The organism is Ottowia sp. (assembly GCF_035444425.1).
GTDB lineage: Bacteria > Pseudomonadota > Gammaproteobacteria > Burkholderiales > Burkholderiaceae_C > Ottowia.
Genome location: NZ_DAOMOQ010000027.1, coordinates 1 through 18,516 on the forward strand (window position 1 = coordinate 1; position 18,516 = coordinate 18,516).

An 18,516-nucleotide genomic window follows, 5' to 3' on the forward strand; every position below is an offset into this window, starting at 1 on the left:
GCCATCAACTTCGGTTCATTGACCTCGGTGTTGCACTTCGGTCTTGAAACCGCCATAGATAACGGTGTCGGTGGCGTGAATCTGTCAAATATTCGATCATGCCAAGTAAGAGCAGCATGATGCCGAATAAATATATCGACTCGGTCAGCACTTGGGGAACGTAATTAATAAGCCCCGGATGTCCAACCAGCAATGCCGTTGCCGTGACGCCGGCCCAGACGCCAGCCAGACGAGTGGCGCAGCGCCACAACATGAGCACGCAGAGCAAGAAAAGGATGCAGTTGGCTATCTGTATCCGCACATGATCCGCGCCCCAAAGTGCTGGCCACACATATCCCAAAGGCGCAACCATATGGCTGGCTGGGTCAGTGGTCAGAAACTGCCATGGATGATCAAGCAGCCGACGCGCGTAGGGTAGGTATGACCACTGAGCGTCGGAGTTCAGCGGTGCATCGGGTGCTGGGAACTTACGGACGAGTCGCTGCGTGGCAACCAGCAGTATGAATCCAAGCCATAACACAGAAGGTGAGGGAGTGAATCGGTGGCCCACGGGTTTAGCCTGTCTGCAACGCCAACCCCGCATGCTCCCGCAGCGGATGAAAGTGGATCTTCGGAAACCGCTCCTGTGCCAACCGCACGTCGTACGGTGACGTGCACAGATACGCCAGCGCATCGGCCGCGTCGTGCGCCATGCGCAGCGGGTAGGCGTTCTCGAACTCGCGCAGCTCGCCCGGCGTGTCGGCGGTGATCCAGCGCGCGCCGGTGTACTGACTGCCTTCCAGGCGCACGTCGCAGTCGTATTCGGTCTTCAGCCGGTGCTGCACGACCTCGAACTGCAGTTGGCCCACCGCGCCCAGCATCATGTTGCCGCCGGCATCGGGCTTGAAGACCTGGATCGCGCCCTCTTCGCCGAGCTGCGCCAGGCCCTGCTGCAGCTGCTTGGTGCGCAGCGGGTTCTTCAGCACCACGGTCATGAACATCTCGGGCGCGAAGAAGGGCAGGCCGGTGAACTGCAGGTTGGCGCCGTCGGTGATGGTGTCGCCCAGCTGCACGCCGCCGTGGGTGGTGAAGCCGATGATGTCGCCGGCGTAGGCCTCGTCCACCGCCTCGCGGCGCTGCGACAGGAATGTGACGACGCTGGTCGGCCGCAGCTCCTTGCCGGTGCGCTGCACCTTAAGCTTCATGCCCGGCACGTACTTGCCGCTGGCCACGCGCACGAAGGCGATGCGGTCGCGGTGGTTGGCGTCCATGTTGGCCTGCACCTTGAAGACGACGCCGGCGAAGGTCGGGGCATCTGGCGGAATCACCTGCTCCTGCACCTGCCGGTTGACCACGGCCGTGCTCTTGCGCGGGCGCGGCGATGGTGCCATGTCGACCAGCGCGTCCAGCACCTCCATCACGCCGAAGTTGTTGACGCCGGAGCCGAAGAACACCGGTGTCTGCCTGGCGGCAAGAAAGGCCTCGTGATCCCAAACGGGTGAGGCGCCGGCAGCCAGCTCCATGCTTTCCTCAGCCGCCTCGAAGGCACTGCCGAAGCGCTTGATCAGCTTGTCGCGCTCACCCAGGGGGATCACCTCGAAGTCCTGCGGGCGCTTCTCGCTGCCGGCCTGGAACACCGTCATCGCCTGCGTGCGCAGGTTGATGATGCCGCCGAAGCGCTTGCCCTGGCCCACCGGCCAGGTCATGGGCACGCAGGGCATGCCCAGCTCGCGCTCCACCTCGTCGAGGATGTCGAGCGGGTCGCGCACCTCGCGGTCCATCTTGTTGACGAAGGTGATGATGGGCGTGTCGCGCTGGCGGCAGACTTCGATCAGGCGGCGCGTCTGCGCCTCCACGCCGTTGGCGGCGTCGATCACCATCAGCGCCGAATCGACGGCGGTGAGCACGCGGTAGGTGTCCTCGCTGAAGTCCTTGTGGCCGGGCGTGTCGAGCAGGTTGATGACATGGTCGCGGTACACCATCTGCATCACGCTGGAGGCGACCGAGATGCCGCGCTGCTTCTCGATCTCCATCCAATCGCTGGTGGCGTGGCGGCTGGCCTTGCGCGCCTTCACGCTGCCGGCGATCTGGATCGCGCCGGAGAACAGCAGCAGCTTCTCGGTCAGCGTGGTCTTGCCGGCGTCGGGGTGGCTGATGATGGCAAAGGTGCGGCGGCGCCGCGTTTCTTTGGCGTAGGACAATCGAAAGGCTCCGGATGTTCGCGGGACGCGAACCTGCGCCGGCACAGCTGGTGCGGCAAGCGAAAAACGCCAATTATCGCGCGCCCGATATAATCTGCGCTCCTCCCGAGGAGCGTTGCAGCACCCGTGATCCAGCCAGGTGCGAGGCTCGGGAGTCATCCATATCGCAACGACGCTCACCCACTGATCGAGTGCGGTGAGTTGCCATCCCCCCCGTCAGTGGTTTTTTCAAGGCAACGAGCTGTTGGAGCAAACCATGAACGCACCCCTGAAAAACCCCGTGGCGCAGGATTCCGCCATCGCCGACATCAACCTCGCCGCCTGGGGCCGCAAGGAAATCCAGATCGCCGAGACCGAGATGCCCGGCCTGATGGCGATCCGCGAGGAATTCGCCAAGAAGCAGCCTCTAAAGGGCGCGCGCATTGCCGGCAGCCTGCACATGACGATCCAGACCGCGGTGCTGATCGAGACGCTGCAGGCGCTGGGCGCCGACGTGCGCTGGGCCTCGTGCAACATCTTCTCGACGCAGGATCACGCCGCCGCGGCGATCGCCGCCAGCGGTACGCCGGTTTTTGCCATCAAGGGCGAGACGCTGAAGGACTACTGGGACTACACGCACCGCATCTTCGAGTTCAGCAAGAAGGGCGCGAAGGGCGAAGGGCCCAACATGATCCTGGACGACGGCGGCGACGCCACGCTGCTGATGCATCTGGGCCAGCAGGCAGAGAAAGACCTGAAGGTGCTGGCCAATCCGAAGAGCGAAGAAGAAAAGGTGCTGTTCGCCGCCATCAAGGCCAGGCTGAAGGAAGACGCCAGCTGGTACAGCCGCAAGAGCGCCGAGATTCTCGGCGTGACCGAGGAGACCACCACCGGCGTGCACCGCCTGAAGGAGATGAGCGCCGCCGGCACGCTGCTGTTCCGTGCCATCAACGTCAACGATTCGGTCACCAAGTCGAAGTTCGACAACCTGTACGGCTGCCGTGAGTCACTGGTCGACGGCATCAAGCGCGCCACCGATGTGATGGTGGCCGGCAAGATCGCCGTGGTGTGCGGCTACGGCGATGTCGGCAAGGGTTCGGCCCAGGCGCTGCGCGCGCTGTCGGCCCAGGTGTGGGTCACCGAGATCGACCCGATCTGCGCGCTGCAGGCGGCGATGGAAGGCTACCGGGTGGTGACCATGGAAGAGGCGGCGCCGCTTGCCGACATCTTCGTCACCGCCACCGGCAACAAGGACGTCATCACCTACAAGCACATGAAGGCCATGAAGGACCAGGCCATCGTCTGCAACATCGGCCATTTCGACAACGAGATCGACGTCGCCAGCCTCGAAGACAAGTGCAAGTGGGAGGAGATCAAGCCGCAGGTCGACCACGTCATCTTCAAGGACGGCAAGCGCATCATCCTGCTGGCCAAGGGGCGCCTGGTGAACCTGGGCTGCGCCACCGGGCATCCGAGCTACGTGATGTCAGCGTCGTTTGCCAACCAGACCATCGCGCAGATCGAGCTGTTCACGCGGCCTGACGCGTACGCCGTGGGCCAGGTCTACGTGCTGCCCAAGCACCTGGACGAGAAGGTCGCGCGCCTGCAGCTGGCCAAGCTGAACGCCACGCTGACCGAGTTGACGGCCGAGCAGGCCAAGTACATCGGCGTGCCCAGGCAGGGGCCGTACAAGCCGGACACCTACCGCTATTGATCGATGTGATAACGAATGAGCCGGCCGCTGCGCGGCCTCGATGACGAATGACCAACGGGCCAACCCGTTGTTGCGGGTTGCGTCCGCAGCGACGTCATTTGTCGTTGGTCATTTGTCATCCGTCATTCATCAGGCATGCGCGCCGATCAAGTCCTCGTCGAACGCGGCCTCGCCGCCAGCCGCAGCCAAGCCCAGCGCCTGATCGCGGCCGGTGCGCGCTGGCGGTCGCCGGGCGGCTGGCGCCCGCTGATCAAGAGCGACGAGCTGCCCGCCGATGCCGAGATCGAACTGCTCGATGCCGCCGCGGCGCGCTACGTTTCGCGCGGCGGCCTGAAGCTGGATGGTGCCTTGCGCGCCACCGGGCTCGCTGTGGGCGGCTGGCATTGCCTGGACGTCGGCCAGTCCACTGGCGGCTTCACCGACTGCCTGCTGCAGCACGGAGCCGCCAGCGTGGTGGGTGTCGACGTCGGACACGGCCAGCTGCATCCACGCCTGGCGGCGGACGCGCGCGTGCGCGCGCTGGAGGGTGTCAATGCCCGCCAGCTCGATGCCGCCCTGCCGGGCGCGCGGTTCGACCTGATCGTCGCCGACCTGTCCTTCATCTCGCTCACGCTGGTGTTGCCGGCGCTGATGCCGTTGCTGCGGCCGGGCGGTCAGTTGCTGCTGCTGGTCAAGCCGCAGTTCGAGTTGCAGCCGGGCGACATCGGCAAGGGCGGCATCGTGCGCGACGTGGCGCTGCATGCCCAGGTCGAGCAGCGTCTGCGGCGCGCCTGCGCCGACGCGGGGCTGGCAGTGCGCCACTGGCTGCCCAGCCCGATCGCCGGCGGCGATGGCAACCGCGAGTTCTTCATTCATGCCGCGCTGGCGGCACCTGTTGAAACCTGAATACCCATGTCCCTACCCCTCAGCCTTGAGTTCTTCCCCCCCAAGACGCCCGAAGGCGTGGAGAAGCTGCGCGCCGTGCGGCAGAAGCTGTACGCGCTGGAGCCCGAGTTCTGCTCGGTCACCTTCGGCGCCGGCGGCTCGACGCAGGAAGGCACGCTGGACACCGTGCGCGACATCGTCGGCGAAGGCCGGCGCGGCGTGCCGCACCTGTCGTGCATCGGCCAGACGCAGGAGAGCATCCGCCAGCGCCTGAGCATCTATCGCGAAGCCGGCGTCAAGCGCATCGTCGCGCTGCGCGGCGACCTGCCGAGCGGCTACGGCATCGGCGGCGAGTTCCGCTACGCCAGCGATCTGGTCGCCTTCATCCGCGGCGAAACCGGTGATCACTTCAAGATCGCCGTGGCCGCCTACCCCGAAACGCATCCGCAGGCCCGGTCGCCCCAGGCCGATCTCGACGCCTTCGCCACCAAGGTGCGCGCCGGCGCCAACATGGGCATCACCCAGTATTTCTTCAACGCTGACGCGTATTTCCATTTCGTCGACGAGCTGCGCCGGCGTGGGGTCGAGTTGCCCGTCGTGCCGGGCATCATGCCGATTGCCACCTCCACGCAGCTGCTGCGCTTTTCCGATAGCTGCGGTGCCGAGGTGCCGCGCTGGATCCGCATGCGGCTGGAGAGCTTCGGTGACGACAGCGCCTCGATCAAGGATTTCGGCGCCGACGTGGTAACCGCCATGTGCGAACGCCTGCGTGCCGGCGGTGCGCCGAGCCTGCATTTCTACACGCTCAACCAGGCTGGCCCGACGCTGGAAGTCTGCCGCCGGCTGGGTCTGGCCTGATTTCATATAGCAGCCGGTTGGTTTGACGCCATCGAAATTCGAGTTTTGTATCTAAAGACACACTCGGATGCCATCCAGAGGCTGACGCGGCGGAGGTGGCCCGCTAGAATCAGCCCCCATGTTACGGGACACCTCTCCCGGCGCCCGCTCTTTCGGCGCGTCGGTTTCGGGAAGTGCACGCCGTCTGCCAGCAAGCCGAGTGATGTGGATCGGCGCGCAGATCACCGCGCTGATGCTGGTAGCCAGGCCGCTCGCGGCCCAGACGGTGAGCCTGAACACTTCCACCCCCGCTGTTTCGGCGCCTTGCTCCTCGGCCAAGGCGGTGCATGACATGCGCTGCCCCAACTACACCGGCTTCAAGCCCCGGCTCGGCGGCATGCCGGCCGCGCAGGATGATGCACCCGGCCTGACGGCGCCGCAGCAGCCGGCGCTGGGCCTGCGCAGCGGGCGCGACCTGCAGCGCGGCATCGCCTCCTGGTACGGACCCGGCTTTCATGGCCGCACCACCGCCAACGGCGAGCGCTTCGACATGCACGAGCTGACCGCCGCGCACAAGACCCTGCCCTTCGGCACCCGTGTGCTGGTGCACAACCCGCGCACCGGCAAGCAGGTGGTGGTGCGCATCAACGACCGTGGGCCGTTCATCAAGGGCCGCGTCATCGACCTCAGCAAGGCGGCGGCCAAGGCGCTGGGCTTCAAGTCGCGCGGGCACGACACCGTGGTGCTGCGCGAAGCCCCGCCCGAGCGCGAAGCAGCCGAGCTGATCGCGGCGGCGCGGGACAGCTGAGGCGCGGGCGCGCTCGCCAGTTCGTTTCCCGCGAACAGAAAGAAAATGGCGCCCAAGGGGCGCCTTTCTCGCGTGTGTGACGGCAGGCCTTGCCGCCTGCGGCTGGATCAGCGCTCGTCGTAGCTCACCGTCAACCGGTCGGTGGTGGGGCGGGCCTGACAACTCAGCACGAAACCCTGCGCCATTTCGGCTTTCTCCAGCGTGAAATTCTTGTCCATGGTCACTGAACCGTCCAGCACCTTGGCGCGGCAGGTGCAGCAGACGCCGGCCTTGCACGAGTACGGCAGATCGAGGCCGGCCGACAGTGCCACGTCGAGCACGTGCTGGTCGCGCCGCATGTTCATTTCATGCTGCTTGCCGTCGACGACCACGGTCAGCGCCACCTGCCCCTGCGGCGCCTCGGGGTCGGTCTGCTCGACGGCGGCGCGGCGCGCGCTGGTGCTCAGTGCCTCCAGCGTGGGTGAGGTGAAACGCTCGCTGTAGATGCGGTCCTGCGGCACGCCGGCGGTCTTCAGCGCCTGCTCGACCTGCTCGATCATGGCCTCGGGGCCGCACACGAAGACCTCGTCCATGCTCCTGGCCGGCAGCAGGGTGTCGATCAGCTGCTGCACCTTGGCGGCGTCGATGCGGCCTTCCAGCATCGGTACTTCCTGCGCCTGGCGTGACAGGATGTGGATCAGCGTCAGGCGGTTCTTGTACTTGTCCTTCAGGTCCTGCAGCGCCTCGTTGAACATCACGCTGCTCATGCGCCGGTTGCCGTAGACCAGCGTGAACTTCGCCGTGTCGCTCTCTTCCATGGTGCTGGCGATGATGCTCAGGATCGGCGTGATGCCCGAACCGGCCGCGAAGCCGACGCGGTGCAGGGCGCGCGGCTTGCGGATCACGAAGCGGCCGTCCGGCGGCATCACGGCCAGCCGGTCGCCCGCTTTCAGCTGGGTGGCTGCCCAGTTCGAGAACACGCCGCCTTCCATCGGGCGGATGCCGACCTCGAGTTCGCGCGCCTGGCTGTAGCGGCTGCGCGTGCTGCAGATCGAGTAGTTGCGGCGCACGTCCTGGCCGTCGATGGTGGTGCGCAAGGTGAGGAACTGGCCGGGCTGGAACGCAAAGCTGTCCTGCAGTTCGTCGGGCACGGCAAAGGTGATGGCGACGGCGCCCGCGGCTTCGGGGCTGACGCGGGCGACGGTGAGTTCGTGGAAGCGCGGAACAGACATGGGGTGGCAGCTCCTGGGAATCTTGTTGGATGTGAGCGAGGTGGGCGTCTAAGGTCGGGACGTGTGCGGAGCGGGCTTGGCCCGGCCGCTGCACGCGTCCCTTGAGGGAAGGCGCGCAGCGCCTCAGGGTGGGTGTCAAATAGGCTTGAAGTAGTCGAACGGCTCCATGCAGTCGAGGCAGCGGTACAGCGCCTTGCACGCGGTGGAGCCGAAGTGCGAGGTTTCGGTGGTGTTGGTCGAGCCGCACTGCGGGCAGGCCACGGCGTGTCGTGCGGCCGGGCGACCGCCGGCTGCGAACTGGATCACCGATTCGCCCTCCGGCGCGGCGCCGCAGCGTGGCGGCGCGATGCCATATGCGCGCAGCTTCTCGCGCGCTTCGGGCGTCATCCAGTCGGTGGTCCAGGCCGGGGCGAGCTGCGTGACCACGCGGCCGCCGATGCCATCTGCCCGCAGCGTCGCGGTGATGTCGTCGGCGATCTGGTCCATGGCCGGGCAGCCGCTGTAGGTGGGGGTGATGACCACTTCCACCTGTCCGTCGACGCCGCGCCGCAGGGCGCGCAGGATGCCCATCTCGCGCAGCGTCACCACCGGGATCTCCGGGTCGGTCAGCCGGTCGAGCAGCGTCCACAGGCGCGCCTCTTCGGCGGGAGGCAGTCCGTTGCCTGGGGCGGTCGTGGTGTTCACGTCGGCGCGAGCTCCGGTTGGCGTTACCAGGTCGCGCCGGGGTGCGCGCGCGCCAAGCCCTGCATTTCGCCCAGCAGGTAGCTCAGGTGCTCCGAATGCAAGCCGTGCTTGCCTTCCGTCACGTAGTGACTGGCGGCAGGCGGGCGCTTGAGCGCGGCCTCGCTGACCGCTTCATCGACGATCCGGTCCCAGGCGGTGCGCAGGCTGGCTGCGTCAATGCCGGTGCCCGATGCTTCGGCTTCGCCCTCCAGCGCGTTGGCGGACCAGAACTCTTCGGTGAAGGGCAGCAGCCAGTCCAGCGCGGCCTGCGCGCGGCGCTGCGATTCCTCGGTGCCATCGCCCAGGCGCAGCAGCCAGTCGCGCGAATGGCGCAGGTGGTAGCGCACCTCCTTCAGGCTCTTGGCGGCGATGGCGGCGAGCTGCGCATCGGCGGACTGCTGCAGGCGCTCCCACAGCAGCACCATCAGCGCGCTGTAGAGGAAGTTGCGCACGATGCTCACGGACCAGTCGCGTTCGCCGCCTCCGGCGGGCACCAGCCCGGTGTGGTGTGGCAGCTCCAGCAGCACGTAGTTGCGGAACTCGGCGTCGCCACGGAAGTAGGCCAGCGTGTCCTCGGTGATCGGGCCGGTGGGCCAGCTGGCGCCGCGCGGCGCGCGCACGTCGCCGCTGATGCGCTCGGCCGCGGCCTGGTACAGCAGGCGCGCCTGGCCGATCAAGTCCAGGCTGTTGTTGGCCATCGCCAGGTCTTCCTCGAGGATCGGCGCGTGGCCGCACCATTCGGCGTTGCGCTGGCCCAGTACCAGGGCGTTGTCGGCCAGGTGCAGCAGGTAGTCGGTGGGCGCGAGCGGCAGCTTGGCCGGCTCGTACGCCGTGTGCGGAGCGGTGAGCGTTTCCATGTCTTGTCTTCGTGTTTCACTCTGGACGCCGAACGTCCAACGCTGAACCTGTGCCGATCACATGTGCCCCACTTCGTCAGGGATGTCGTAGAAGGTGGGGTGGCGGTAGATCTTGTCGCTGGCCGGCTCGAACAGCTGGTCCTTCTCGCTCGGGTCGCTGGCGGCGATCAGGTGCGAGGGCACGACCCAGATCGACACGCCTTCCTGCCGGCGCGTGTAGACGTCGCGCGCCATCTGCAGCGCGTGCTGCGCGTCGCTGGCGTGCAGGCTGCCGCAGTGCTTGTGCTCAAGGCCTTGCTTGCTGCGGACGAAGACTTCCCAAAGCGGCCAGTCTTTCAAGGCGGGTTGTGCGGTGCTCATGTGGATTCTCCAGATAGGGATTCAGGCCGCCTTGAGGGCGCGTTGCTGCTGCTTTTCGGCGTATGCCAGGGCCGCCTCGCGCACCCAGGCGCCGTCCTCGTGTGCCTTCACGCGCGTGGCCAGGCGCTCGCGGTTCATGGGGCCGTGGCCGTTCACGACCTGCCAGAACTCGTCCCAGTCGATCTCGCCGTAGTCGTGGTGGCCGCGCTCGGCATTCCACTTGAGATCGGGGTCGGGCAGGCTCACGCCCAGCACCTCGGCCTGGGGCACGGTGGCATCGATGAACTTCTGCCGCAGATCGTCGTTGCTGATGCGCTTGATGCCCCAGCGCATGCCCTGCGCGCTGTTGGGGCTGTCGGCGTCGGGCGGGCCGAACATGGCCAGGCACTTCCACCACCAGCGGTTCACAGCGTCCTGCACCATGTCACGCTGCGCCTGCGTGCCCTTCATCATCACCAGCAGGGCCTCGTAGCCCTGGCGCTGGTGGAAGGATTCCTCCTTGCACACGCGCACCATGGCGCGGGCGTAGGGGCCGTAGCTGCAGCGGCACAGCGGGATCTGGTTCATGATCGCCGCGCCATCGACCAGCCAGCCGATCACGCCGACGTCGGCCCAGTTCAGCGTCGGGTAGTTGAAGATTGAGCTGTACTTGGCCTTGCCCGAATGCAGGGCGTCGAGCATGTCGTCGCGGCTGGTGCCCAGCGTCTCGGCGGCGCTGTACAGATACAGGCCGTGGCCGCCCTCGTCCTGCACCTTGGCGATCAGGATGCACTTGCGCTTCAGGCTCGGTGCGCGGCTGATCCAGTTGCCCTCGGGCAGCATGCCGACGATCTCGGAATGCGCGTGCTGGCTGATCTGGCGCACCAGGGTCTTGCGGTAGGCCTCGGGCATCCAGTCGCGCGGCTCGATGCGCCCGTCGGCGTCGATGCGCTCGTCGAATGCGGCCTGCAGCGCCGCTTCGTGTTCGCTGGGAGGCTTGGGCGCGGCCTTCACGCGGCTGGCCTTGCCATCGGTGTCGTCGGGAACCGAGAACGATTGGGTGTACATGCGTCGTCTCCTGCTGCGCTTCGCGGCGCCTCATGAACCAGATCAGCCAGTGTAGACAAAATTGACCAACCGTTCGGTTGGTCAATCAGCCGATTCACGGCGTGAGGCCGGGTCCATGTGGCTGGTGCGGGTATTATGATACAAAAAACACGAAGATAATTATTATTTTGTAATATTGATCGGCACAGCTTGAGACTCCTCAGGCCGCTGCTCGACATCACCAATCACCAAAGGAGACACCATGTCCAGCCACAAGGAACGCTTTGCCGACAAGATGGAACTGCCGCCGCCGACCGTGCAGCCCAACGTCTACCCGCTGTCCTGGAATCGCAAGACGCAGAAGCTGCAGGAGGTGTGGGAATCCTCGCTGCGCGAGGCCTGGGAACCCGAGCAGTTGCCATGGGACACGCTGGATCTGGACAGCTACAGCTGGGAGGAGCGCGAGGCCATCGCCTACTGGTGGACCCTGCTGTCGGTGTTCGATGCCTCGGCGCCACCGGTGTTTGCCGAGGCGCTGATCAAGACCTACGAGGTGCACGAGGAAGATCCGGTGCGCAAGTGCTTCTTCTCGGTCACGCGCGACGAGCAGAACCACGAGATCATGTGCGGCCTGGCCATCACCAAGCTGCTGGACCACCCCGATCCGCTGACCTATGAGCCCAAGACCGAACTCGGCAAGCGCCTGCAGAAGAACGCGCACTGGCTGTACTTCAACGGAGGTCGCTACTGGAGCGGCTACAAGCAGGCGGTGCCCAAGTACGACCTGGCGGTGCTGTTCAGCTCGTTCCTGATGGGCGAGATCGCCGCCGCCACCATCTTCAAGCAGATGTACGAGAACTCGCGCGAGGCGGTGTTCAAGGAAGCCTTCAAGAACATCGGCCGCGACGAAGGCCGCCACATGGCCATCTGCATGGCGGTGATGGAGCGCGACTACCCGGGCCTGAAGGACGATGCCAAGGCCATCGTCACCAAGCAGATCCGCGCCGGCTACCTGTTCCTGTCGGCGGTGCTGTTCGAGCCGCCGATGGAGTTCTGGGACCTGCCGGCCGACTTCATCGACAACCAGCGCGAGGCCGAGGAAGTGGCGCGCGGCGCCGGCTTCGGCATCCCGACCTACGAGGCGAAGAAGGAAAACTGGAAGAATGCCATGATCAACCTCAAGGGCGTGCTGGACCGCTACAACATCCCGTTCCCGGCGATCCCCGAGGTCGGCATCACCGGCCAGGAGATCAGCGAGATCGAGATGGAAGACATCATTCCGGTGTTCTGACCAGGCCGTGAAAGGGTGAAGAATGGGGGCTGTGCGCCCCCGTTCCGCCCTGTGCCCGTTTCCCTTCACCGCCATCGTTTCGGGAGAGACCAGACATGAGTCGAGTCACCATCCAGCCTTCGGGCAAGACCGTCGACTGCGCCCACGGCGACACCGTGCTGATGGCGCTGGAGAAGGCAGGCTACGCGCTGCCGAACAACTGCCGCGCCGGCGCCTGTGGCGAGTGCAAGGTCAAGGTGCTTTCGGGCCAGTACGACCAGGGCATGGTGCTCGACATGGCCTTGTCGCAGGAAGAGCGCCGCCAGGGCTTCGGCCTGATGTGCATGGCCAAGCCGATTTCGGACGAGATGGTGATCGAGTGGGGCACGGCGGACGCCAAGCCCAAGCTGTTTCCGCCGCGCGAGAACGTGCTGTTCGTGGTCACCGACAAGCGCGCCATCGCCGCGCGTGTGGTCGAGCTGCGCCTGCGCCCGGTCGGCAAGCCGATCCGCTACTGGCCTGGCCAGTACGTCACCGTGGGCGATCCGCGCGCGGGTTTCCCGGCCCGGGCCTACTCGATCAGCAACGCGCCGCGGCCCGATGGCGAACTGGTGCTGCACGTGGCGCGCGCCGACGGCGGCGTGACCAGCCAGTGGATCCACGATGAGCTGCCGGTCGGCGAGAGCATCAAGATTAATGGCGCCTACGGCACCTTCATCGGCGATCCGGCTGTCGACACGCCGGTGCTGTGTCTGGCCGCGGGCACCGGCCTGGCGCCGATCCTGTCGCTAGCCGAGGCGGCGCTGCGACGCGGCTTCCGCAAGCCGGTGATGCTGCTGCTGTCGGCACGCACGCAGGAGGATGCGTATGCCCAGGGCATGCTGGCCTGGTGGCGCACCAAGCACCGCAACTTCGACTATCGCCTCACGCTGACGCGCGAGCAGCACGAAGGGTTCCTGCATGGCCGGGTCGATGTCGTGCTGCCCGATCTGCTGCCCGATCTGTCCAGGCACACCATCTTCGCCGCCGGCAGCCCCGAGTTCACGGCCTGCTGCGTCGACACCTGCAAGCGCCTGGGCGCGGCCGAGGACATGATCTACACCGAAGGTTTCTTCACCGTGCAGCAGCCGGTGGTGGCCGCGGCCGAGCGCCTGCTGCCGACGCCATGACAGCTGCCCGCGCGCCTGCAAGCGGCACGGTGGCGGCGCGCGTCGCGGCGTTCGGCCAGCAAAGCCGGGTGCGCGCGGGCTCGCTGATCATCTCGGTCTTCGGCGACGCCGTGCTGCCGCGTGGCGGCCGGCTGTGGATCGGCAGCCTGATCCGGCTGCTGGAGCCGCTCGGCATCAACGAACGGCTGACACGCACGGCGGTGTTTCGTCTCGCCAAGCAGGAGTGGCTGCGCATCGAGCCGCATGGCCGGCGCGCCGACTACCTGCTGACGCCGGCCGGCCAGCGCCGCTTCGAGGAGGCCTCGCGCGCCATCTACGCCGGCCAGCCGCGCGCCTGGGACGGCCGCTGGCGCCTAATGCTGCTGGTGGGCGAGATGGACGCCAAGGCGCGCGAGCCGCTGCGCCGCGCGCTGTTCTGGCAGGGTTTCGGCCACATCGGGCCGGACTGCTTCGTGCATCCCAGCGCCGACCTGGACGAGGTACTGCGCGCCCTGGTCACCGAGGGCCTGCGCGACAGCCCGCGCCAGCTGATGCCCTTGCTGGCGGTGGACGCGCTGCACGGCCTGAGCGCCAACGACGGCGACCTGGTGCGCCGGGCCTGGAACCTGGATGAGCTGGCGCAAGCCTATGCCGGCTTCGTCGCCGACTATCAGCCGATCCTCGATGCGCTCGGCGTCGACGCCGAGCGCATCGAGGATGAAAGCGCCTTCCTGCTGCGCACCCTGCTGATCCACGACTGGCGCCGCCTGCTGCTGCGCGACCCGGAACTGCCCGACATGCTGCTGCCCACCGGCTGGCCCGGCCAGCAGGCGCGTCGGCTGACGCAGGCGCTGTACCAGCGCCTGCTGGCGCCGTCCGAACGGCATCTGGACCAACATCTGCGCCGCGCCGATGGTTCGGCCTTGCCGGCACCCGCCGGCCTGCAGGCGCGCTTTCACGGCGCGCCTGCGCCGGCCCTGCACGCGCCTCAGCCGTCGGCTTCGACCGCGTAAGCCTGGCCGCGCCCGCGCCCCAGGGCGGCGAGCACCTGCGGCAGGGCGGCGCGCAAGCCGGCCGCCAGGCTGTGCGGCGGATTGATCACGAACATGCCGCTGGCCAGCAGGCCGGGGCGCGGCGCTTCGGCGCCGGCGGCGCGCGCCGCCACCGTGCTGGCCACGTGGGTCGACGGCGCGCCGATCGACAATGTGGCGTGCAACCAGCCGCGCCCGGCCTGTGTCGCCAGCGTCTTCAGGCGGCGTGGCAGCGCGTGGGCCTCGGGCCGCGCGATGACCGGGTACCAGACCAGGTAGACGCCGGTTGCAAAGCGCTTCAGGCCATCCTGGACGGCGGCTGCCACCTTGGCGTAGTCGCTCTTGATCTCGTAGCTGGGGTCGATCAGCACCAGTGCGCGGCGCGATCCGCCCGCAGCGGCCGGTGGCGGCAGCAAGGCCTTCAGCGCCGCGAAACCGTCCTGCCGCGCCACGCTGACGCGGCGGCCGGCCTGCAACTGCTCGACGTGTGCCTGCAGCGCCTGCGCATCGCTGGGGTGCAGCTCGAACAGCTTCAGCCGGTCGTGCACCGGGGCGCGGCCGGCTTCGTCCATCAAGGTGTGCATCACCAGGGGCGATCCAGGGTAGATGCGCCACGGCGTGCCGGGGTTGAAGCGGGCGATCAGCTCCAGGTAGTCGGCCAGCGCCGGCGCCAGCTCGGTGGCGCCGCCTTGCCAGGATTGCAGCCGCGCGATGCCGGCCATCGCTTCGCCGGAAGTCTGCGCGGCATCGGCGTCCAGCCGGTAGATGCCGGCGCCGGCGTGCGTGTCGACCAGCGTCAGCGGCGCGTCCTTGCGCATCAGGTGCCGCAGGGTGGCAATCAGCGTCAGGTGCTTGAGCACGTCGGCGTGGTTGCCGGCGTGGAAGGCGTGGCGGTAGCTGAACATGCCGGCATGGTACCTGGGGCCGCAGACGCGGTTCGGACGCCGTCTGAGCCGGACCTCTTGTCGGCCGCGCCGGAAAATAATAGAATACTCAACTTTGCAGCGCATACCGTGGCTCCGCGGCAAGAAGCAATCCCCACCTAAGAGGCCCTCGCCACAAGAAGGGCACCGACCGTGGAAAAGAGCCCGCCAAACCATCCTCAAACAGGAAGACTCATGAAAACGTTCAGCGCAAAACCTGCTGACGTGACGCACGAGTGGTTTGTGATTGACGCCACCGACAAGGTGCTCGGACGGGTAGCCAGCGAAGTTGCCCTCCGTCTGCGCGGCAAGCACAAGGCCATTTACACGCCTCACGTCGATACCGGCGACTACATCGTGGTCGTCAACGCGTCCAAGCTCCGCGTCACCGGTGCCAAGGAACTCGACAAGAAGTACTACCGCCACACCGGCTACCCGGGCGGCATCCGCGAAACCAACTTCCGCGACCTGCAGGCCAAGCACCCCGGCCGTGCGCTGGAGAAGGCGGTCAAGGGCATGCTGCCCAAGGGCCCGCTGGGTTACGCCATGTTCAAGAAGCTGAAGGTCTACGGCGGCGGCGAGCACCCGCACACGGCCCAGCAGCCCAAGGCGCTTGAGATCTAAGGAGCCGCGCAATGATTGGTGAATGGAACAATGGCACCGGCCGTCGCAAGTCCAGCGTCGCCCGCGTGTTTCTGAAAAAGGGCAGCGGCAAGATCACCGTCAACGGCAAGCCGATCGACGAATTCTTCGGCCGCCAAACCTCGATCATGATCTGCAAGCAGCCGCTGGTGCTGACCGACAACGTCGAGACCTTCGACGTCCAGGTCAACGTGCATGGTGGCGGCGAATCCGGCCAGGCCGGTGCGGTGCGCCACGGCATCACCCGGGCGCTGATTGACTACGACGCCGAACTGAAGCCGCAGCTGTCGGCCGCCGGCTTCGTCACGCGCGATGCGCGCGAGGTCGAGCGCAAGAAGGTCGGCCTGCACTCCGCCCGTCGTCGCAAGCAGTTTAGCAAGCGATAAACCGCCCACCCCGAAGCGCGCTGCGCGCGCCTCCCCTCAAGGGGCGCACTCACTGACCGGGGAGACCCCGGCCACGAGTGCCCCCGCTCTCAAGGGCGTTGGGCCTTGCGGGGTTCACAAGAAGACCGTGTTGCCTTTCGAGAGGCGGCACGGTTTTTTTCATGGGGCTGGCGTTCGCGCCGTGGTAAAAGCCTGTCAACCAAGTTAGCAAGGAGTTCATCACATGCTGGGCATGAAGAAGCAGTTGTCGGTCCGCAGCACCATCGGCGCCGGCATGCGCGTGAATGGCGATTGCAGCTTCCAGGACGGCTTGCAGATCGATGGCGCGGTGGTGGGCAACGTCATTGCCGAGGAAGGCCAGCCCAGCCTGCTGGTGATCGGCGAGGGCGGCAGCGTCGAGGGTGCTGTCAGCGCCGACCACGTGGTGATCGGCGGTTCGGTGATCGGCCCGGTGCTGGCGCGCGAACTGCTGGAACTGCAGGCCAAGGCCCGGGTGCAGGGCGATGTGCGCTACAAGGCGCTGGAAATGCAGCAGGGCGCGGTCATCGCCGGCCAGCTGCAGCCGCAGATGACGCCGCCGCCGGCCGTACCGGCTACGCCCGCGCCGCCGGCGGAGCCCGTGCTGCGCGAACCGACCGAGCCGACGCTGGACTTCGACCGACCCTGAGCCGCCCTGATCGTGGCCGCCACGCCGGTTCTGGCTAACGCATGCCCACGCAGTCGGCAGCGAAAATCCGACCAAATCGATATACTATAAGGCTGTTTCAGCCCGCATTTCAGTTCGTACTTTTTTGCCGCAGGAGTCGCCATGAGCGCAGTTGCCCAGGAAATCCCCACCGCGATGCCCGATCCGATCATCTTCACCGACAGCGCCGCCAACAAGGTGGCCGAACTGATCGCCGAGGAGGGCAACGCCGACCTGAAGCTGCGCGTGTTCGTGCAGGGCGGTGGCTGCTCGGGTTTCCAGTACGGCTTCACCTTCGACGAGGTCGCCAACGACGACGACACCACCATGACCAAGAACGGCGTGTCGCTGCTGATCGACGCCATGAGCTACCAGTACCTGGTGGGCGCCGAGATCGACTACAAGGAAGACCTGCAGGGCGCGCAGTTCGTCATCAAGAACCCGAACGCGGAAACCAGTTGCGGCTGCGGCTCGTCGTTCTCGGTATCGGACGAATAAGCCGCTGTCCGGGCGCGAGCGCCCAATGAAGAAGGGCGCCGCAAGGCGCCCTTTTGCTGCCGGCCTGGCGGTGGCGCCTACTCGAAGCTGCCGCGCGAAATCTCGCCTGCGGCTGCCAGCTGCAGCTTCATGCCCGTGGCCAGCCGGGCGAAGGCCGCCTTGCCGCCCGGCGATACCGGCACGTACTCGCGCTGCTCGGCCAGCACCTCGACCGGGTCCTGCGGCTGGTTGTCGATGCGGAACTCGAAGTGCAGGTGCGGGCCGGTGGACACGCCGGTCGAGCCGACGGCGCCGATGGTCTCGCCCTGCATCACGTTGTCGCCGACCTTGACGTCGATGCGCGACAGGTGGGCGTACAGCGTGGAATCCTTGCTGTTGCGGTGCTGGATCTGGATCACGTTGCCATAGCCGCTCTGCACGCCGGCGAACTCGACCTTCCCGTCGCCGATGGTGCGCACCGGGGTGCCGGTGGGGGCAGCGTAGTCGACGCCGCTGTGCTCGCGGCCGTAGCCGTACACCGGGTGCTGGCGCATGCCGAAGCCACTGGTGATGCGCGAGACTTCCAGCGGCGCCAGCAGGTAGGCCTTGCGCAGGCTCTGGCCGTCGAACGAGTAGTAGGCGCCCTTGGGCGCGCCCTGTTCCTGGAACCAGATCGCCTGGTGGGTCTTGCCGCGGTTGACCAGCTCGGCACTGAGGATCTGGCCGCTGCGCAGCGGCTCGCCATCGACCTCCAGCGTTTCATAGACGATGGCGAAGCGGTCGCCGCGACGCAGGCCGCGGTGGAAGTCGACGCTGGACTCGAAGATGTCGGTCAGCTGCTGGGTCACGGTGTCCGGCACCCCAGCCTGGTCCATGCTGGCGTACAGCGTGCCCGCGATCAGGCCGCTGACCAGCCGCTGGGTCGCCTCCAGCGGCACCACTTCGACCCGGGCGCTGAAGCCCTCGCCGCTGCGCTCGACCACCAGGCGCCTGGCCTGTTCGTCGGTCGGTTTCTCGAGCCAGCGGGTGCTGAGCTGCTGCAGCTCATGGCGTTCGTTGGCTTCGGCGCGCACCGTGCGGGTGGCCTTGCCGAACAGCACCTGGCGCGCTGTCTTGTCCTGGCGCAGGAACGCCGCCGCCGCCGGATCGGCCAGCCCCAGCCGCTGCAGCAGGGCTTCGGGCGTCTCGGCGGCGCGCGTTTGCTCGCTGCGGTAGAGCGTGAACGAGTGGGTATCCAGCGCCTCGATCTGCGCGTTCAGAATGGTCGGCTCGATGGTTTCCGACACCAGGCGGACCGGCTCGGTCGGCACCGTCGGCGCCAGCGAGGCCACGGCAAAGGCGCCGCCGCCGCCGCCGAGCAGGAACGCGGCGATCACGGCGGTGATCCGCTTCGGG

General features: G+C 66.8%; 19 protein-coding genes and 1 riboswitch. Of the genes, 11 read left to right on the top strand and 8 right to left on the bottom strand.

Features of this window, described 5'->3' with window-relative positions; translation table 11 throughout:
- Positions 1 to 554: 554 nt before the first annotated feature.
- Entirely contained in the window at positions 555 to 2,180 is a 1,626-nt protein-coding gene (locus PK606_RS11105) for a peptide chain release factor 3 (protein WP_324563869.1), read from the bottom strand.
- A gap of 101 nt (positions 2,181 to 2,281) precedes the next feature.
- Positions 2,282 to 2,365: riboswitch (S-adenosyl-L-homocysteine riboswitch) on the top strand.
- A 71-nt stretch (positions 2,366 to 2,436) separates the two neighbouring features.
- On the opposite strand from PK606_RS11105, the gene ahcY reads away from it, so the two are divergent.
- The 4 genes from ahcY (at position 2,437) to PK606_RS11125 (ending at position 6,382) form a co-directional block, all read left to right on the top strand.
- Positions 2,437 to 3,873: an adenosylhomocysteinase gene (ahcY, locus tag PK606_RS11110; RefSeq protein ID WP_324563871.1), complete on the top strand. Its 1,437-nt coding sequence runs from the start codon at positions 2,437 to 2,439 to the stop codon at positions 3,871 to 3,873.
- 135 nt (positions 3,874 to 4,008) lie between these two features.
- Positions 4,009 to 4,758: a TlyA family RNA methyltransferase gene (locus PK606_RS11115; RefSeq protein ID WP_324563874.1), complete on the top strand. Its 750-nt coding sequence runs from the start codon at positions 4,009 to 4,011 to the stop codon at positions 4,756 to 4,758.
- Positions 4,759 to 4,764: 6 nt separating this feature from the next.
- Complete coding sequence (gene metF / locus PK606_RS11120; RefSeq protein ID WP_324563876.1) at positions 4,765 to 5,595, top strand: methylenetetrahydrofolate reductase [NAD(P)H]; 831 nt, start codon at positions 4,765 to 4,767, stop codon at positions 5,593 to 5,595.
- Positions 5,596 to 5,926: 331 nt separating this feature from the next.
- Entirely contained in the window at positions 5,927 to 6,382 is a 456-nt protein-coding gene (locus PK606_RS11125) for a septal ring lytic transglycosylase RlpA family protein (RefSeq protein ID WP_502920832.1), read from the top strand.
- 107 nt (positions 6,383 to 6,489) lie between these two features.
- Here PK606_RS11125 and paaE read toward each other — a convergent pair whose 3' ends face one another.
- From paaE to paaA, 5 genes are all read right to left on the bottom strand, one after another.
- Positions 6,490 to 7,593, bottom strand: a complete 1,104-nt coding sequence (gene paaE, locus PK606_RS11130; protein ID WP_324563878.1) for a 1,2-phenylacetyl-CoA epoxidase subunit PaaE — start codon at positions 7,591 to 7,593, stop codon at positions 6,490 to 6,492.
- A gap of 135 nt (positions 7,594 to 7,728) precedes the next feature.
- Complete coding sequence (gene paaD / locus PK606_RS11135; RefSeq protein ID WP_502920833.1) at positions 7,729 to 8,277, bottom strand: 1,2-phenylacetyl-CoA epoxidase subunit PaaD; 549 nt, start codon at positions 8,275 to 8,277, stop codon at positions 7,729 to 7,731.
- A 23-nt stretch (positions 8,278 to 8,300) separates the two neighbouring features.
- Positions 8,301 to 9,173 carry a 1,2-phenylacetyl-CoA epoxidase subunit PaaC gene (gene paaC, locus PK606_RS11140; RefSeq protein ID WP_324563880.1) on the bottom strand — a complete coding sequence of 291 codons (873 nt, stop codon included), beginning with the start codon at positions 9,171 to 9,173 and terminating at the stop codon, positions 8,301 to 8,303.
- 57 nt (positions 9,174 to 9,230) lie between these two features.
- Positions 9,231 to 9,533, bottom strand: a complete 303-nt coding sequence (gene paaB, locus PK606_RS11145) for a 1,2-phenylacetyl-CoA epoxidase subunit PaaB (RefSeq protein ID WP_324563883.1) — start codon at positions 9,531 to 9,533, stop codon at positions 9,231 to 9,233.
- A 21-nt stretch (positions 9,534 to 9,554) separates the two neighbouring features.
- A complete protein-coding gene (gene paaA, locus PK606_RS11150) occupies positions 9,555 to 10,580 on the bottom strand; it encodes a 1,2-phenylacetyl-CoA epoxidase subunit PaaA (RefSeq protein ID WP_324563885.1) in 1,026 nt (341 codons plus the stop codon).
- Positions 10,581 to 10,821: 241 nt separating this feature from the next.
- Here paaA and PK606_RS11155 point away from each other — a divergent pair, with 241 nt between their 5' ends.
- From PK606_RS11155 to paaX, 3 genes are all read left to right on the top strand, one after another.
- Positions 10,822 to 11,850: a ferritin family protein gene (locus PK606_RS11155; protein ID WP_324563887.1), complete on the top strand. Its 1,029-nt coding sequence runs from the start codon at positions 10,822 to 10,824 to the stop codon at positions 11,848 to 11,850.
- A 95-nt stretch (positions 11,851 to 11,945) separates the two neighbouring features.
- Positions 11,946 to 12,998 carry a 2Fe-2S iron-sulfur cluster-binding protein gene (locus PK606_RS11160; protein ID WP_324563890.1) on the top strand — a complete coding sequence of 351 codons (1,053 nt, stop codon included), beginning with the start codon at positions 11,946 to 11,948 and terminating at the stop codon, positions 12,996 to 12,998.
- Positions 12,995 to 13,990 (top strand): phenylacetic acid degradation operon negative regulatory protein PaaX, encoded by a 996-nt coding sequence (gene paaX / locus PK606_RS11165; protein WP_324563892.1) that lies wholly within the window; start codon positions 12,995 to 12,997, stop codon positions 13,988 to 13,990. The genes PK606_RS11160 and paaX overlap by 4 nt, the downstream gene beginning before the upstream one ends.
- Here the strand turns inward: paaX and PK606_RS11170 are convergent.
- The gene (locus tag PK606_RS11170; RefSeq protein WP_324563894.1) at positions 13,966 to 14,913 is read right to left on the bottom strand and encodes a 23S rRNA (adenine(2030)-N(6))-methyltransferase RlmJ; all 948 of its coding nucleotides are present in this window, start codon (positions 14,911 to 14,913) and stop codon (positions 13,966 to 13,968) included. The genes paaX and PK606_RS11170 overlap by 25 nt on opposite strands.
- A 213-nt stretch (positions 14,914 to 15,126) precedes the next feature.
- Between PK606_RS11170 and rplM the strand changes: the two genes are divergently transcribed.
- From rplM to erpA, 4 genes are all read left to right on the top strand, one after another.
- Complete coding sequence (rplM, locus tag PK606_RS11175; protein WP_324563896.1) at positions 15,127 to 15,555, top strand: 50S ribosomal protein L13; 429 nt, start codon at positions 15,127 to 15,129, stop codon at positions 15,553 to 15,555.
- An 11-nt stretch (positions 15,556 to 15,566) separates the two neighbouring features.
- On the top strand, positions 15,567 to 15,959 hold the full coding sequence (gene rpsI, locus PK606_RS11180) for a 30S ribosomal protein S9 (RefSeq protein WP_324563898.1): 393 nt from the start codon (positions 15,567 to 15,569) through the stop codon (positions 15,957 to 15,959).
- A gap of 223 nt (positions 15,960 to 16,182) precedes the next feature.
- Positions 16,183 to 16,626, top strand: coding sequence for a bactofilin family protein (locus tag PK606_RS11185; protein WP_324563901.1), 444 nt, complete (start codon positions 16,183 to 16,185; stop codon positions 16,624 to 16,626).
- A gap of 141 nt (positions 16,627 to 16,767) precedes the next feature.
- Positions 16,768 to 17,142, top strand: coding sequence for an iron-sulfur cluster insertion protein ErpA (gene erpA / locus PK606_RS11190; RefSeq protein WP_324563903.1), 375 nt, complete (start codon positions 16,768 to 16,770; stop codon positions 17,140 to 17,142).
- 77 nt (positions 17,143 to 17,219) lie between these two features.
- Here the strand turns inward: erpA and PK606_RS11195 are convergent, their stop codons facing one another.
- Positions 17,220 to 18,497 (bottom strand): M23 family metallopeptidase, encoded by a 1,278-nt coding sequence (locus PK606_RS11195; protein ID WP_324563905.1) that lies wholly within the window; start codon positions 18,495 to 18,497, stop codon positions 17,220 to 17,222.
- Positions 18,498 to 18,516 lie beyond the last annotated feature (19 nt).

Coding starts and splice junctions, on each gene's coding strand:
- ahcY (WP_324563871.1), top strand. CDS start 2,437: ATGAACGCACCCCTGAAAAACCCCGTGGCGCAGGATTCCGCCATCGCC.
- PK606_RS11115 (WP_324563874.1), top strand. CDS start 4,009: ATGCGCGCCGATCAAGTCCTCGTCGAACGCGGCCTCGCCGCCAGCCGC.
- metF (WP_324563876.1), top strand. CDS start 4,765: ATGTCCCTACCCCTCAGCCTTGAGTTCTTCCCCCCCAAGACGCCCGAA.
- PK606_RS11125 (WP_502920832.1), top strand. CDS start 5,927: ATGCGCTGCCCCAACTACACCGGCTTCAAGCCCCGGCTCGGCGGCATG.
- paaE (WP_324563878.1), bottom strand. CDS start 7,593: ATGTCTGTTCCGCGCTTCCACGAACTCACCGTCGCCCGCGTCAGCCCC.
- paaC (WP_324563880.1), bottom strand. CDS start 9,173: ATGGAAACGCTCACCGCTCCGCACACGGCGTACGAGCCGGCCAAGCTG.
- paaB (WP_324563883.1), bottom strand. CDS start 9,533: ATGAGCACCGCACAACCCGCCTTGAAAGACTGGCCGCTTTGGGAAGTC.
- paaA (WP_324563885.1), bottom strand. CDS start 10,580: ATGTACACCCAATCGTTCTCGGTTCCCGACGACACCGATGGCAAGGCC.
- PK606_RS11155 (WP_324563887.1), top strand. CDS start 10,822: ATGTCCAGCCACAAGGAACGCTTTGCCGACAAGATGGAACTGCCGCCG.
- PK606_RS11160 (WP_324563890.1), top strand. CDS start 11,946: ATGAGTCGAGTCACCATCCAGCCTTCGGGCAAGACCGTCGACTGCGCC.
- paaX (WP_324563892.1), top strand. CDS start 12,995: ATGACAGCTGCCCGCGCGCCTGCAAGCGGCACGGTGGCGGCGCGCGTC.
- PK606_RS11170 (WP_324563894.1), bottom strand. CDS start 14,913: ATGTTCAGCTACCGCCACGCCTTCCACGCCGGCAACCACGCCGACGTG.
- rplM (WP_324563896.1), top strand. CDS start 15,127: ATGAAAACGTTCAGCGCAAAACCTGCTGACGTGACGCACGAGTGGTTT.
- rpsI (WP_324563898.1), top strand. CDS start 15,567: ATGATTGGTGAATGGAACAATGGCACCGGCCGTCGCAAGTCCAGCGTC.
- PK606_RS11185 (WP_324563901.1), top strand. CDS start 16,183: ATGCTGGGCATGAAGAAGCAGTTGTCGGTCCGCAGCACCATCGGCGCC.
- erpA (WP_324563903.1), top strand. CDS start 16,768: ATGAGCGCAGTTGCCCAGGAAATCCCCACCGCGATGCCCGATCCGATC.